This is a genomic window from Ruegeria sp. CDSC002 (assembly GCF_059610905.1).
In genome coordinates, this window is sequence record NZ_JBXWOM010000002.1 from 373,251 (window position 1) to 387,111 (window position 13,861).

The 13,861-nt window shown below is 56.1% G+C and carries 12 protein-coding genes; 5 read left to right on the plus strand and 7 right to left on the minus strand.

Features of this window, described 5'->3' with window-relative positions:
- Positions 1 to 2,256: an NADP-dependent malic enzyme gene (locus tag AC2FJE_RS05870; RefSeq protein ID WP_496755504.1), complete on the minus strand. Its 2,256-nt coding sequence runs from the start codon at positions 2,254 to 2,256 to the stop codon at positions 1 to 3.
- A gap of 161 nt (positions 2,257 to 2,417) precedes the next feature.
- Here AC2FJE_RS05870 and mutS point away from each other — a divergent pair, with 161 nt between their 5' ends.
- Positions 2,418 to 5,033, plus strand: a complete 2,616-nt coding sequence (gene mutS / locus AC2FJE_RS05875; RefSeq protein ID WP_496760769.1) for a DNA mismatch repair protein MutS — start codon at positions 2,418 to 2,420, stop codon at positions 5,031 to 5,033.
- Between the two features lie 58 nt (positions 5,034 to 5,091).
- Here the strand turns inward: mutS and AC2FJE_RS05880 are convergent, their stop codons facing one another.
- Positions 5,092 to 5,655 carry a nucleotide exchange factor GrpE gene (locus AC2FJE_RS05880; protein ID WP_058275130.1) on the minus strand — a complete coding sequence of 188 codons (564 nt, stop codon included), beginning with the start codon at positions 5,653 to 5,655 and terminating at the stop codon, positions 5,092 to 5,094.
- Positions 5,656 to 5,665: 10 nt separating this feature from the next.
- Positions 5,666 to 6,730, minus strand: a complete 1,065-nt coding sequence (gene hrcA, locus AC2FJE_RS05885) for a heat-inducible transcriptional repressor HrcA (protein WP_282119790.1) — start codon at positions 6,728 to 6,730, stop codon at positions 5,666 to 5,668.
- A 112-nt stretch (positions 6,731 to 6,842) separates the two neighbouring features.
- Here hrcA and rph point away from each other — a divergent pair, with 112 nt between their 5' ends.
- The 4 genes from rph to AC2FJE_RS05905 are packed head-to-tail and all read left to right on the plus strand — an operon-like array spanning position 6,843 to position 9,668.
- Positions 6,843 to 7,556, plus strand: coding sequence for a ribonuclease PH (rph, locus tag AC2FJE_RS05890; RefSeq protein ID WP_058279370.1), 714 nt, complete (start codon positions 6,843 to 6,845; stop codon positions 7,554 to 7,556).
- A complete protein-coding gene (gene rdgB, locus AC2FJE_RS05895) occupies positions 7,553 to 8,167 on the plus strand; it encodes an RdgB/HAM1 family non-canonical purine NTP pyrophosphatase (RefSeq protein WP_282170591.1) in 615 nt (204 codons plus the stop codon). Before rph ends, rdgB begins: the two co-directional genes overlap by 4 nt.
- Positions 8,160 to 9,311: a radical SAM family heme chaperone HemW gene (hemW, locus tag AC2FJE_RS05900; RefSeq protein ID WP_109313872.1), complete on the plus strand. Its 1,152-nt coding sequence runs from the start codon at positions 8,160 to 8,162 to the stop codon at positions 9,309 to 9,311. The genes rdgB and hemW overlap by 8 nt, the downstream gene beginning before the upstream one ends.
- 3 nt (positions 9,312 to 9,314) lie before the next feature.
- Positions 9,315 to 9,668, plus strand: coding sequence for a YbaN family protein (locus AC2FJE_RS05905; protein WP_496760754.1), 354 nt, complete (start codon positions 9,315 to 9,317; stop codon positions 9,666 to 9,668).
- Here AC2FJE_RS05905 and AC2FJE_RS05910 read toward each other — a convergent pair.
- From AC2FJE_RS05910 to mnmG, 4 genes are read right to left on the minus strand one after another with little or no spacing between them, the layout of a single operon-like run.
- On the minus strand, positions 9,658 to 10,554 hold the full coding sequence (locus tag AC2FJE_RS05910; protein ID WP_058275136.1) for a ParB/RepB/Spo0J family partition protein: 897 nt from the start codon (positions 10,552 to 10,554) through the stop codon (positions 9,658 to 9,660). The genes AC2FJE_RS05905 and AC2FJE_RS05910 overlap by 11 nt on opposite strands.
- 20 nt (positions 10,555 to 10,574) lie before the next feature.
- Complete coding sequence (locus AC2FJE_RS05915) at positions 10,575 to 11,378, minus strand: ParA family protein (protein WP_058279264.1); 804 nt, start codon at positions 11,376 to 11,378, stop codon at positions 10,575 to 10,577.
- Positions 11,371 to 11,985 carry a 16S rRNA (guanine(527)-N(7))-methyltransferase RsmG gene (rsmG, locus tag AC2FJE_RS05920; RefSeq protein WP_058275138.1) on the minus strand — a complete coding sequence of 205 codons (615 nt, stop codon included), beginning with the start codon at positions 11,983 to 11,985 and terminating at the stop codon, positions 11,371 to 11,373. The genes AC2FJE_RS05915 and rsmG overlap by 8 nt, the downstream gene beginning before the upstream one ends.
- Positions 11,982 to 13,850, minus strand: a complete 1,869-nt coding sequence (gene mnmG, locus AC2FJE_RS05925) for a tRNA uridine-5-carboxymethylaminomethyl(34) synthesis enzyme MnmG (protein ID WP_496755506.1) — start codon at positions 13,848 to 13,850, stop codon at positions 11,982 to 11,984. The genes rsmG and mnmG overlap by 4 nt, the downstream gene beginning before the upstream one ends.
- Positions 13,851 to 13,861 lie beyond the last annotated feature (11 nt).

The window sequence follows — 13,861 nt, forward strand, 5'->3', positions numbered from 1 at the left end:
TTATCCAATATCGCAAGAGGCCAGAATGGCCATGTTCAGAATGTCATTTGCTGTCGAGCCAGTCGAACAGATCTGAATCGGCTTATCGACACCGGTCAGGATCGGGCCAATGACGTTCGCGCCGCCCATCTCTTGCATCAGCTTGGTCGAGATCGAGGCCGAATGCCGTGCGGGTACAATCAAGATATTGGCTGGGCCCGTCAGACGCGAGAAGGGATAAGCCTCTTGCTGTTCCACGTTCAGCGCCACATCCACGGTCATCTCGCCATCATATTCGAAATCGACGCCGCGCTTATCCAGAATCTCGGGCGCTACGTGCATTTTCTCAGCCCGTTCAGATACCGGATAGCCGAAGGTGGAAAAGCTGACAAAGGCAACGCGTGGGTCTAGCCCCAAATGCCGCGCGACCGAGGCCGAACGTTCGGCGATATTGGCCAGATCATGCTCATCCGGCCATTCATGGACCAGCGTGTCACCAATCAGAACGATTTTACCCTTGTGCAACAGCGCCGTCACACCAACGGCCCCATGTTCGGCATCAGCGTCAAACACATGATTGATGCGTTCCAGCACATGTGCCGATTTCCGCGTTGCACCGGTGACCATGCCGTCGGCGTGACCATGCGCCAACATCAGGCAAGAGAACACATGGCGATCCCGCGCGGCCAGACGATGGATATCCTTGCGATCAAAACCACTGCGCTGCAGACGCTTGTAAAGGAAATCCTTATAGGCTTCGAGATGCGTGGTTGTGGAGGCGTTAATCACCTCCAGCTCGCGCACTGCGTCCTCCAGACCGGCGGCTTCCAGCTTTTCCTTCACATCGTCTGGACGACCAACAACCAGCGCCTTGCCAAAGCCCGATCGCTGATACATCACCGCCGCGCGCAAGACGCGTGGATCGTCGCCTTCGGCAAAGATCATCCGGCTTTGCGCCTGACGTGCGCGGGCGTTCAGGCCGCGCAGGATGCTGGCGGTCGGGTCCATGCGGGATTTCAGGCTCAGCTCATAGGCGTCCATATCAATGATCGGGCGTCGAGCTGCTCCGGTGTCCATCCCGGCCCTCGCCACGGCGGGCGGAATACGGTGGATCAGGCGTGGGTCGAACGGCGTCGGGATAATGTAATCCCGGCCAAAGGTCAGAGATTTGCCGTAGGCCATGGCAACCTCATCCGGCACATCCTCGCGCGCCAGATTGGCCAGTGCATGGGCGCAAGCGATCTTCATCTCGTCATTGATAGCGCGGGCGTGAATGTCCAGCGCGCCGCGGAACAAGTAAGGGAAGCCCAGAACGTTGTTCACCTGGTTCGGATAATCGCTGCGCCCGGTGGCGACGATGGCATCAACACGAACCTCATGCGCCTCTTCTGGCGTAATCTCCGGGTCCGGGTTTGCCATGGCGAAAATCACCGGATTGTCCGCCATGCTGGCAACCATATCCTGCGTCACTGCCCCTTTGACCGACACACCAAGGAATACGTCCGTGCCCCTCATCGCCTCTTCCAATGTGCGCAACTCGGTGGTGATCGCGTGGGCCGATTTCCACTGGTTCATGCCCTCGGTCCGGCCTTGGTAGATCACGCCCTTGGTGTCGCAGACGATGCAGTTCTCGTGTTTTGCGCCCATCGACTTGAGCAGCTCGATACAGGCGATACCCGCCGCACCCGCGCCGTTCAGCACGATTTTCACGTCTTCGATCTTTTTGCCCGAGATACGCAGCGCGTTCAGCAGACCCGCCGCACAGATCACCGCCGTGCCGTGTTGGTCGTCGTGGAAGACGGGGATGTCCATCTCTTCCTTCAGGCGCTGTTCGATGATGAAACACTCGGGCGCCTTGATGTCTTCCAGGTTGATACCGCCAAAGGTCGGTCCCATCAGACGCACAGCACGGCAGAATTCGTCCGGGTCTTCGGTATCCAGCTCGATATCGATCGAGTTCACATCAGCGAACCGTTTGAACAGGACTGATTTGCCCTCCATCACCGGTTTCGAACCCAGCGCACCCAGATTTCCAAGGCCCAGAACGGCCGTGCCGTTCGAGATCACCGCAACCAGATTGCCCTTGTTGGTGTAGTCGTAAGCAGTCTCTGGGTTTTCGGCGATAGCTTCACATGGAACAGCGACACCGGGGCTATAAGCCAGCGACAGATCGCGCTGCGTCGTCATGGGAACGGTGGCCTGAACCTCCCACTTGCCGGGTGTCGGGTCGAGGTGAAAGGCCAGCGCCTCTTCTTTGGTGATCTTCGCTTTGGGCATGTGATGGGTCGTTTCTTTACATCTGCGGGACTTTTGCCTCATAGCGCAGGCAGGCGCGCGCCTCAACGAGAATACTTTTCACCTTTCGTCGAGATGGGTGGATTTGTAAGGTCGCGACCGGAATACGCCAAAAGGGGTCAGCCTTGTCCACAGTCACGCCGATGATGGCGCAATATCTCGAAATCAAAGAGGCGCATGCCGATGCCTTGCTGTTTTACCGCATGGGCGACTTTTACGAGATGTTCTTTCAGGACGCCGTCAACGCCGCCGAAGCGCTGGACATCGCCTTGACCAAACGCGGAAAGCATAACGACACCGACATTCCGATGTGCGGCGTACCGGTCCATGCGGCCGAGGGGTATCTGCTGACGCTGATCCGGAAAGGGTTTCGCGTGGCCGTCTGCGAACAGATGGAAAGCCCGGCTGAAGCGAAGAAAAGAGGCTCTAAATCAGTCGTAAAGCGCGATGTCGTGCGCCTCGTAACGCCTGGCACTTTGACCGAAGATGCCCTGCTCGAGGCTCGCCGCCACAACTTCTTGGCCGCCTATGCCGAGGTTCGCGATGAGGCCGCGCTGGCTTGGGCCGATATCTCAACTGGCGCGTTTCACGTTATGCCTTTGACCTCAGTGCGCCTCAGTCCCGAACTGGCCCGGCTGGCACCATCCGAGTTGATCGTGGCCGATGGTGTGCAGGACAAACTGAACGAACCCGTTATGGATCTCGGTATCTCGCTGACCCCAATCGGGCGTGCCAGCTTCGACAGCACTGCGGCGGAAAAGCGCATATGCGGGCTGTTTCACGTGGGCGCACTGGACGCGTTTGGCAGTTTCGGCCGGGCTGAGATTTCCGCCATGGGCGCACTGATCGACTATCTGGAAATCACGCAAAAAGGCAAACTGCCGCTTCTGCAAACCCCACTGAAAGAATCTGAGGACCGAGTCGTTCAGATCGACGCTGCCACACGGCGCAATCTGGAACTGACCCGATCCCTGTCCGGTGGCCGCGCTGGTTCGCTGCTATCTGTGATGGATCGCACCGTCACACCGGGTGGCGCAAGGCTGTTGGATCAACGGCTTTCCAGCCCATCCCGCAATCTGGACGTCATCCATGGGCGGCTGGATGCTGTAACTTTTGCGGCCGAAGACAGCATGATCACATCAGACCTGCGCGAGGCTTTGCGCAAAACCCCGGATCTGGACCGGGCGCTGTCCCGCCTGTCACTGGATCGGGGTGGCCCACGGGATCTGACCGCCATTCGCAACGGTCTGACACAAGCCGCTGCAATCGCCGAACTCTGCGCGGGTCAAGACCTGCCGGTTCTTCTAGCCACCGCCCTGCAAAATCTGGTCGGTTTTGACGACCTGCTGAACCTGCTTGACGAAGCGCTTGTGGCCGAACCCCCATTGCTGGCCCGGGACGGCGGGTTCATCGCCCCGGGTTATGATGCCGAACTGGACGAAGCCCGCACCCTACGCGACGAAGGTCGTTCCGTCATTGCCGGGTTTCAGCAGAAATATGCGGAACACACCGGCATCACGTCACTGAAGATCAAGCATAACAATGTGCTGGGCTATTTCATCGAAACTACGGCCACCCATGCCGAGAAAATGCTGAACCCACCATTTTCTGAGACCTATATCCACCGTCAAACAACCGCCAACCAGGTCCGGTTCACGACCGTGGAGCTGTCCGAGATCGAGACCCGCATTCTAAACGCCGGAAACTTGGCGCTTGAGATCGAAAAACGGCTCTATGCAACGCTTTCTGGCGAAATTCTGGATAAGGCCGCACGTCTCAACCAAGCAGCGCGCGGTTTGGCTGAACTGGATCTGACCACTGCTCTGGCCGATCTGGCGCGTGGTGAAAACTGGTGTCGCCCGCAAGTTGATGCCTCACGCGCGTTCGATGTTCAGGGCGGAAGACACCCGGTGGTCGAACAGGCATTGCGCCAGCAAAACGGCGACGCCTTCATCGCCAATGATTGCGATCTCAGTGCTGACAAAGGCGCGGCGATCTGGCTGCTGACAGGTCCCAACATGGCCGGTAAATCGACCTTCCTACGCCAGAATGCCCTGATTGCCCTGCTTGCCCAGATGGGCAGTTACGTGCCTGCGGAACAGGCGCATGTCGGGCTAGTCAGCCAACTGTTCAGCCGCGTCGGAGCGTCGGATGATTTGGCTCGCGGACGCTCGACCTTTATGGTCGAAATGGTCGAAACCGCCGCCATCCTCAATCAGGCTGATGACCGCGCTCTTGTTATTCTTGATGAAATCGGTCGCGGTACGGCCACCTATGATGGCCTCTCCATCGCCTGGGCCACGCTGGAACATCTGCACGCCTCCAACAAATGTCGCGCCCTGTTCGCAACCCATTACCATGAACTCACCGCACTTGCCGGCAAACTGGAAGGCGTGGAAAACGCCACCGTTGCTGTCAAAGAATGGGAAGGCGAAGTGATCTTCCTGCACGAAGTTCACAAAGGCGCGGCTGACAGGTCCTATGGTGTCCAGGTCGCCCAATTGGCAGGACTGCCAGCTTCAGTCGTTGAACGTGCTCGTATCGTGCTGGACCAACTTGAAAAAACCGAACGTGAAGGGGGGAAGCAAAAGACCCTGATCGACGATCTGCCTTTGTTTTCAGCCGCCCCGCCACCGCCGCCACCAGCGCCCAAAGCTTCTCCGGTAACCGGCATGCTGGACGATATTCTGCCGGATGAGCTTACCCCGCGAGAAGCACTCGACCTGATCTACAAACTGAAAGAGGCGGCCAAAACCTGACCGCCCCTTCATCTTTTCAAAAATACTCTCGCCCAAGGCTTGGCTTCAACGAAGCCAATTAACTTGCCGGAGTAGACGACACCCCAACCTGCGCCGGCCGCAGCAGGCGATCATGCAACATGAAGCCTTCTGCGGACACCTGTATTATGTCACCTGCACGGGTACCCGGCACCGGGGCCTCGAACATCGCTTCATGCACGTTGGGATCAAACCGGTCGCCAACTTCGGGCGTGATCACTTCCATCCCATGCTTTTGGAACACGTCCTTCAGCGCACGCATGGTCAGTTCCACGCCTTCCAGAAGGGGTCCTGCCACTTCTTTCTGCTCATCGGTCGCGGCTTCAAGCGCACGTTTCATGTTGTCGTAAACCGGCAGCATGTCGCGGGCCAGTTTCGATCCGCCATATTGTTCCGCATCGCGGCGCGCCCGGTCACCCCGCTTGCGCGCGTTTTCCGCATCCGCCAGCGCGCGCATGAACTTGTCTTTGAAATCATCCCGCTCAGCACGCAGCGCATCAAGTTCCAGCGCTTCTTCACTGATCTCAGCAAATTCCTCGGCCAGCTCTTCCGCCTCGGCGGCTGCGATATCGTCCAGAAATTCTTCGTTTTTGGGCTCTGCCATCTCTTACCCTCTAGCTCCGGTCGGAAATCAGTTTGCCGACCAGTTGCGCCGTATAATCCACGATCGGCACGATCCGCCCATAATTCAGACGAGTGGGTCCGATGACCCCAACCGCACCAATTATCTTTCGATCAGCGTTCATATATGGAGACACCACCAAAGAGGAACCCGAAAGTGAGAAAAGTTTGTTCTCTGAGCCGATAAAAATGCGCACACCCTCGCCTTCTTCGGTCAATTCGAGGAATTCAGCAATGTCTTGCTTTCGCTCCAGGTCGTCAAACAACGTTCGGATTCGGTCCAATTCCTCGGCTTCGCCTGGCTCCCCCAGCAGATTCGCCCGCCCGCGCACGATCAAACGGGCCGAGTCTGTCCCGTCCCCATCCCAGGCCGCCATGCCGCTTTCGACCATCTCGCGCGCCAATACATCAATTTCCTGCCTGCGCGCGGTAATCTGGGTCTGCATCTGACGCAACACTTCGCTGAGCGTTCGTCCTTCGATCAGAGAGTTCAGAAAGTTCGCCGCCTCGCGCATCGAACTGGGTGTCTGTCCCGGCGGAGGCGTAAATAGCCGGTTTTCCACATGCCCGTCCGCAAAAACCAGAACCACCAAAGCGCGGTCATGGGCCAGAGACACGAACTCTATATGCTTGATCTCGGACTCTTGCTTGGGGGTCAGAACCAGCGATGCGCCATGTGTCACGTGTGACAAGGCCGAACCAACTCGGTCCAGCATCCCGCCCACATCACCCGCGTTAGAGCCTAGTGTTTCATCTAACTTCTGCCGATCGTCTACACCAAGATCACCCACTTCCAGCAACCCATCGACGAACATCCGCAGACCCATCTGCGTGGGCACCCGGCCTGCACTGACATGCGGGCTGTCGAGAAGACCCAAAAATTCGAGATCCTGCATTACATTGCGTACGGTGGCGGCGCTGACCTTTTCCGACAATGTGCGGGTCAGCGAGCGGCTTCCGACCGGTTCGCCGCTGTCCAGATAGCTCTCGACGATCAACCGGAACACCTCGCGTGACCGGTCATTCATTTCGTCCAGAACTCTACTTGCTTCGCTCATCGGCAATCCTCTGCTGGATTGGCATTAAATCGCAGACATCTGAAAGGTCAATCGGGGTTGCATCCTAAGGCACGGGGACGTTATCCCCAACCCAGCAAACAAAGGATTTTCCATGCGACCCTCAGGACGAGATTTAAGCGAAATGCGCGCCGTTTCAATCGAAACGGGGTTTACCAAACATGCCGAAGGTTCCTGCCTGATCAAAATAGGCGATACCCATGTCCTGTGCACCGCCACGATTGAGGATCGCGTGCCACCGTTCATCAAAGGCTCGGGCCTGGGATGGGTTACTGCCGAATACGGTATGTTGCCCCGCGCAACAAACACCCGCATGCGGCGCGAGGCGGCCAGTGGCAAGCAAGGCGGCCGTACCGTAGAAATTCAACGCCTGATCGGTCGTTCGCTACGCGCAGGCGTGGATCGGGTTGCGTTAGGTGAGCGTCAGATCACCGTGGACTGCGATGTTATCCAGGCTGATGGCGGCACCCGCTGCGCCTCGATCACAGGTGGTTGGGTGGCGCTGCGTCTGGCCGTGAACAAACTGATGAAAACCGGTGACGTCATTTCCGACCCGCTGGTCGATCCCGTCGCGGCCGTATCCTGCGGCATCTACGCGGGCCAACCTGTCCTGGACCTGGACTATCCCGAAGACAGCGAAGCTGGTGTTGACGGTAACTTCATCATGACCGGATCAGGCAAACTGATCGAAGTGCAGATGAGCGCCGAAGGCTCTGTTTTCAGCCGTGATCAAATGAACCAGCTGATGGATCTGGCAGAAAAAGGCGTGGGTGAGCTGGTTGCGGCCCAAAAGGCAGCCACGGCATGACCCGCAAGTTCGACGGCGACAGGCTGCTGGTGGCCACGCACAACAAAGGCAAGCTTGAGGAGATGACCCATCTCCTTGAGGCCTTCGGCGTGAAGGTTGTTGGCGCGGCAGAGATGAACCTGCCGGAACCGGAAGAAACCGAAGATACATTCGTCGGTAACGCCCGGATCAAGGCCCATGCGGCGGCACAAGCTACCGGCCTGCCTGCCCTGTCGGACGATTCCGGAATCACGATCGACGCGCTGGACGGCGCGCCCGGTGTCTACACCGCCGATTGGGCAGAAACCGGCAATGGCCGCGATTTCCTGATGGCGATGACCCGCGCACATGATGAGCTCGAGGCCGCACAGGCGCCTCATCCCCGCACTGCACAATTTCGCTGCACGCTGGTCCTGGCCTGGCCTGATGGTCATGACGAAGTGTTTGAGGGCGTCATGCCCGGTCAGCTTGTCTGGCCCATCCGTGGGGAAAACGGCTTCGGTTATGACCCGATGTTCCAACCGGACGGGCACGATGTGACCTGTGCGGAAATGGTTCCGGCGGAAAAACACAAAATCAGCCATCGCGGACGCGCCGTAAATGCCTTTGTTCAAGGCTGTTTCGGTGGATGACTGGCGGCATGGAGGTTTCGGCCTCTATGTGCACTGGCCTTTTTGCGAGGCTAAGTGCCCCTATTGCGATTTCAACAGCCATGTTTCGAAAAATATTGATCAAAAACAATGGCTTAAAGCTTATTTAGCTGAACTGCACCGCTCGGCATCTGAAACCCCAGATCGGGTTTTAAGCACGATCTTCTTTGGTGGCGGCACGCCGTCCCTTATGGCACCAGAAACGGTGGCAGCCATTATCGACGAGGCGCGCAAGCTTTGGCGCCCTGCAAATGACATGGAAGTCACGCTTGAGGCCAACCCCGGATCGGTCGAGGCAGGCCGGTTTGCCGCCTATCGCGATGCAGGTGTGAACCGAGTTTCCATGGGCGTTCAGGCCCTGAATGACGAGGACCTGCGCCGATTGGGTCGTATCCACACGGTCTCCGAGGCCCGCGCCGCATTTGATATCGCCCGCGACTGCTTTGACCGCGTCAGCTTTGACATGATTTACGCACGTCAGCATCAAACCCCGAAGGCCTGGCAAGCAGAACTGACCGAGGCGCTGTCGATGGCCATCGATCACCTCTCGCTCTATCAATTGACGATTGAGGAAGGCACCGCCTTTGGGGACCGGTATGCAGTTGGTAAGCTGCGTGGACTGCCCAAGGATGACCACGCCGCCGACATGTATCTGGCCACACAAGAGATCTGCGAAGCCCACGGCCTGCCCGCCTATGAGGTTTCCAACCATGCCCGTCCGGGGGCAGAATCCCGGCACAACTTGATCTATTGGCGTTACGGAGATTACGTCGGTGTCGGACCCGGCGCGCACGGGCGTATTACGCTGGACGGCCAGAAGATAGCGACAGAGACCTATCTGTCACCCAACGCCTGGCTCAGTGCTGTTGAAAAAGGAAACGGCGAGAAAGAAAGATCATTGCTATCTACGCAAGATCAGGCAAGTGAATACCTTATGATGGGTATGAGAATTTCTGAAGGACTAGATGTTGATCGTTTCAATGCACTTTCCGATCTCACACTGCCAGAAAACAAACTGAGAGACCTGGAAGAGCTGGGTATGATACACCGATCAAACGGCCGATTGATCGCCACCAAAGATGGTCGCGCAGTCCTGAATGCGGTCATTCGAGAGTTATTGGGATAAGCGATGCAGTACCTCTGGGCCGCAATGGGATTGATCTGCGTCGGGTTGGCTGTTGTCGGCATTGTGTTGCCGCTGCTGCCGACGGTCCCGTTTCTTTTGCTAGCCGCGTTCTTTTTTGCCCGATCTTCCTCCCGACTGCACACTTGGCTGGTCAGTCATAGAACCTTCGGGCCGATGATCTTGGATTGGCAACGCTCGGGCGCCATTCGTCCGGCCGCAAAAAAGGCGGCCACCCTGTCGGTTGCCGCCGTTTTTGGATTGTCTGTCGTTCTTGCGCTTCCAAGCCACGTCCTGATCATTCAGGCAGTTGTCCTTAGCGGGGTTATGATTTTTATCTGGACCCGCCCTAACGGCTGAGCTTGGCGCAAAGATCGTCCAATTGATCAAGGTTTTCGTAGGTCAGCACGACCTGCCCCGTTTCCGATCCCGCTTTGTGGTTGATGGCTACTTTCATCGCCAGAATGGCCGAAAGATCCTTCTCCAACGCGCGCGTATCCGCATCCTTGCCAGCATTCAGATTTCTGGACCGCGGCGCCGCCTGAGGAGCATCCCCCTGCTGTTGTTTTTTCACCAGCGCTTCAGTCGCACGCACGCTCAGCCCGTCCTTGACGACGATCTTCGCCAACTCAGAGGGGTCTTCAGCTGTGATTAGCGCCCGGGCATGACCGGCAGACAGTTTTCCTTCAACAACAAGCTTCTGAACGTCCATAGGCAATGACAGCAAACGTAAAAGGTTCGCAATATGGCTGCGACTCTTACCCAATGCCTCGGCCAGCTTTTCCTGTGTATGACCAAAACGGTCCATCAACTGCTTGTAACCCGCGGCCTCTTCGACAGCATTCAGGTCTGCGCGTTGAATATTCTCGATAATGGCGACTTCCAGAACTTCGGTGTCGTCAAAATCCCGCACGATAACCGGGATATCATGCAGCTGCGCCATCTGAGCCGCTCGCCAGCGGCGTTCGCCCGCCACGATTTCATAGTCGCCGCCGCGAACCTCACGCACGATCAGCGGCTGAATGATGCCCTTTTCCTTGACCGAGGCCGCAAGTTCATCCAATCGCTCTTGCTGAAAGGTTCTACGTGGCTGGTTCGGGTTCGCTCGCAGTTTTTCAATCGGGACTTTCATATCCGGACGGCGCGGGTCTGTGGGCATAAGCCCCCCGGTATCCTGCGTCACATCCGCCATCAAAGCGGAAAGCCCCCGGCCCAAACCTCTGGGTTTTGTTTTTTTGGCGGCCACGGTGCCCTCCTCACTGTCGCTTAGGCGGCGACTTTCTTGTTCTTGTGCATGACTTCCCGGGCCAGGTGCCGGTAAGCCATCGCCCCCAGTGATCCCGAGTCGTATTGCAAAACCGGCAACGCGTAAGACGGAGCCTCGCTGACCCGCACATTTCTGGGTATCTTGGTTTTAAATACCATCTCGCCCAGATTGTCACGCGCGTCTTTTTCGACCTGACGGGACAAGTTGTTGCGGTTGTCATACATGGTCAACACAACACCTTCGATTCTAAGGTCCGGATTCGCGGTTTGGCGCACCTCTCGGATGGTCAGCATCAATTGCGATAATCCTTCCAACGCAAAGAACTCACTTTGCAACGGAACCAGGACAGAATGTGCAGCAACCATAGCGTTGACGGTCAGAAGGTTTAGTGAAGGCGGGCAGTCGATTAGCACGAAATCCAAGTCAAACTTGTCGATTGCGGTTTGCCGCAGTGCGTCATGCAACAGATAGCTGCGTTTTTCATTGGATATCAGCTCAATATCCGCCGAGCTTAGATCAACCGTCGCCGGGACAACAAACAACCCCTCGATTTCGGTTTCCTGAACGACCGCCTCTAAAGGCGCGTCATCCAGTATCAGATCATACGTCGTCCAATCCCGATCTTCGACCCCCAATCCGGTGGACGCGTTCCCCTGAGGATCAAGATCGACAACCAGCACTTTGCATCCAGCCTCAGCCAGGCCGGCCGCAAGGTTGATCGCTGTTGTGGTTTTCCCAACCCCGCCCTTCTGATTGGCTACCGCAATAATCCGGGGCCCTGAGGGACGAGACAAATCAACCACGTGATACTCCTTTGATTTTAAGGATAACGGCCTGAGGCTCAGTTAAACTTGTAATCGGGTCAACGTCGAAATTCCATTCTTCCTGCGCCTCTTCCAGCTCTTTTTTCCACCTTTCGCCTTTCGGCAACAGCGCCAGCCCCTTTTTGCTCAAATGTCTGTCGCAAAAGGACAATAGCGTAGGAAGATCAGCAAGAGCCCGCGCAGAAAGGATATCAGCGCTCAACGGTTCAACCACTTCGATTCGCTTGGAAACAACAGTGCATTTCGCGCCGCACTCGCGTGCAACGTTGCGCAGAAAGGCGGACTTTCGTTGGTCACTTTCAATAAAGGTGAACTGGGCATCTGGTGCGTCTTCAATGGCCATTATGGCACAAACCATCCCGGGGAATCCGCCTCCGCTACCCAAATCCACCCAGTTTTCGAATGGGCCTGCGCTTTTATAAACTTGTACGGAATCCTTTATGTGTCGAACCCAGATGTCATCCAAGCTTTTCCGTGAAACAAGATTAATCTTCGGGTTCCACCGCTTCACAAGCTCTACATAGGTTGTGAGACGCTCGAATGTTTCACGTGAAACATCCAAATCATCAATAGTGGTCCCATTCATACCTTGCGGACCTTCTGATCGCGTCGAAGCTTAGCCAATAACAACGTCAGTGCCGCAGGGGTAACTCCTTCGACACGCCCCGCCTGTGCAATGTTCTCCGGCTTTGCATTTGAAAGCTTTTGCTTCATTTCAGAAGATAGCCCTTCCATCGAAAAATAGTCGAAACCCCGTGGAATCTCATATGATTCATCGCGTTTCATTGCCTCAACATCTTTTTGTTGCCGGGCAATGTAGTTTGCGTACAAAGCGTCCCGCTCTACTTGCAGACGGATCTCCTCCTCAACACTCTCAATCTCGGGCATCAGAGGAACAAGATCACCAAAGTGAACATCCGGGAATGCCAGAATAGCCATCCCGTCCCTGCGGTTTCCATCTTGATTGACATTGATACCAGCTGCTCGAACTTCTTTTGGAGTATAGGTTTTTTCTGTCAGCTGGGACTTTGCGGCGGACAACCTCTCCATCTTGCTTGAAAACATGCTGCGCCGCTCACCGCCAACACAGCCGATTTCCAGCCCAATTGGCGTAAGGCGCTGGTCTGCATTATCCGCACGTAGTGACAAACGGAATTCTGCGCGTGACGTGAACATGCGATAAGGTTCCACAACACCGCGTGTTGTCAGGTCGTCGATCATCACGCCGATATAACTGTCAGCACGTGTAAAATGCAGCGGTTCCCGGTCAAGCACCTTTAGCGCAGCATTCAACCCCGCAACCAAGCCTTGCGCAGCTGCCTCCTCATATCCTGTGGTTCCGTTTATTTGCCCTGCTAGATATAGTCCTTCGACATCTGGTAGTGCGAGAGTCGATGTCAAAACACGCGGATCCACATAGTCATACTCAATCGCATAACCGGGCTGCAGGATCTCTGCCACCTCGAGACCTTTGATTGAACGCACATACTCAAGCTGCACGTCCTGAGGTAAAGAGGTCGAAATCCCGTTCGGATAGATCGTGTGATCATCGACACCTTCGGGCTCCAGGAAAATCTGATGTGATTCCTTATCAGCAAAACGTACGATCTTATCTTCGATGGATGGGCAATACCTGGGGCCCACCCCATCAATATGTCCGCCATACATCGCCGATCGAGACAAGTTTTTTTCAATGATTTTGTGCGTCCGCGCGTTTGTATGCGTGATTCCGCAGGAAATCTGTGGGGCTATCACCTTTGTTGACAAGAATGAAAACAAGGTTGGGTCATCATCCCCGTCTTGCTGTTCCAGATCACTCCAATCAATCGTCCGACCATCCAGCCTCGGCGGTGTTCCTGTTTTCAAACGCCCCAGGGGTAGCTCGAAACTGTCGAGCCGTTCTGCCAATTTGACTGACGGGCGATCACCCATACGACCGCCGGGCCGAGATACATCACCAATATGAATGACACCGCGCAAGAAGGTTCCCGACGTCAGGATAACCGTTTTACTCTTGATTTCAGAACCGTCGGCCAGTTTCACACCTGAAACTTGGTTCCCGTCCATCAGGAAATCGACAACTTCCCCGGTAACGACGAAAAGATTTGTCTGTTTTTTCGTCTCTTTCTGCATGGCCGCGCGGTATAGCGCACGATCTGCCTGTGTTCTGGGACCTTGAACGGCTGGTCCTTTGCGTCGATTAAGCAAGCGGAATTGAATGCCGGCCTGATCGGCAACACGTCCCATGACACCATCCAGGGCATCAATTTCACGGACCAAATGGCCTTTACCCAGCCCACCAATTGCCGGGTTACAAGACATGACGCCTATATCTGACGCGGACAATGTGACCAGTGCTGTCTTAACACCCATACGCGCTGCCGCATGAGCTGCTTCTGTACCCGCATGGCCAGCGCCAATTACAATCACGTCGAAATCTGAATGTTTCACGTGAAACACTC

What these genes read in the sequence shown, in the direction of transcription:
- AC2FJE_RS05870 (WP_496755504.1), bottom strand. Translation starts at nt 2,256, where the DNA reads ATGCCCAAAGCGAAGATCACCAAAGAAGAGGCGCTGGCCTTTCACCTC.
- mutS (WP_496760769.1), top strand. Translation starts at nt 2,418, where the DNA reads ATGATGGCGCAATATCTCGAAATCAAAGAGGCGCATGCCGATGCCTTG.
- AC2FJE_RS05880 (WP_058275130.1), bottom strand. Translation starts at nt 5,655, where the DNA reads ATGGCAGAGCCCAAAAACGAAGAATTTCTGGACGATATCGCAGCCGCC.
- hrcA (WP_282119790.1), bottom strand. Translation starts at nt 6,730, where the DNA reads ATGAGCGAAGCAAGTAGAGTTCTGGACGAAATGAATGACCGGTCACGC.
- rph (WP_058279370.1), top strand. Translation starts at nt 6,843, where the DNA reads ATGCGACCCTCAGGACGAGATTTAAGCGAAATGCGCGCCGTTTCAATC.
- rdgB (WP_282170591.1), top strand. Translation starts at nt 7,553, where the DNA reads ATGACCCGCAAGTTCGACGGCGACAGGCTGCTGGTGGCCACGCACAAC.
- AC2FJE_RS05905 (WP_496760754.1), top strand. Translation starts at nt 9,315, where the DNA reads ATGCAGTACCTCTGGGCCGCAATGGGATTGATCTGCGTCGGGTTGGCT.
- rsmG (WP_058275138.1), bottom strand. Translation starts at nt 11,985, where the DNA reads ATGAATGGGACCACTATTGATGATTTGGATGTTTCACGTGAAACATTC.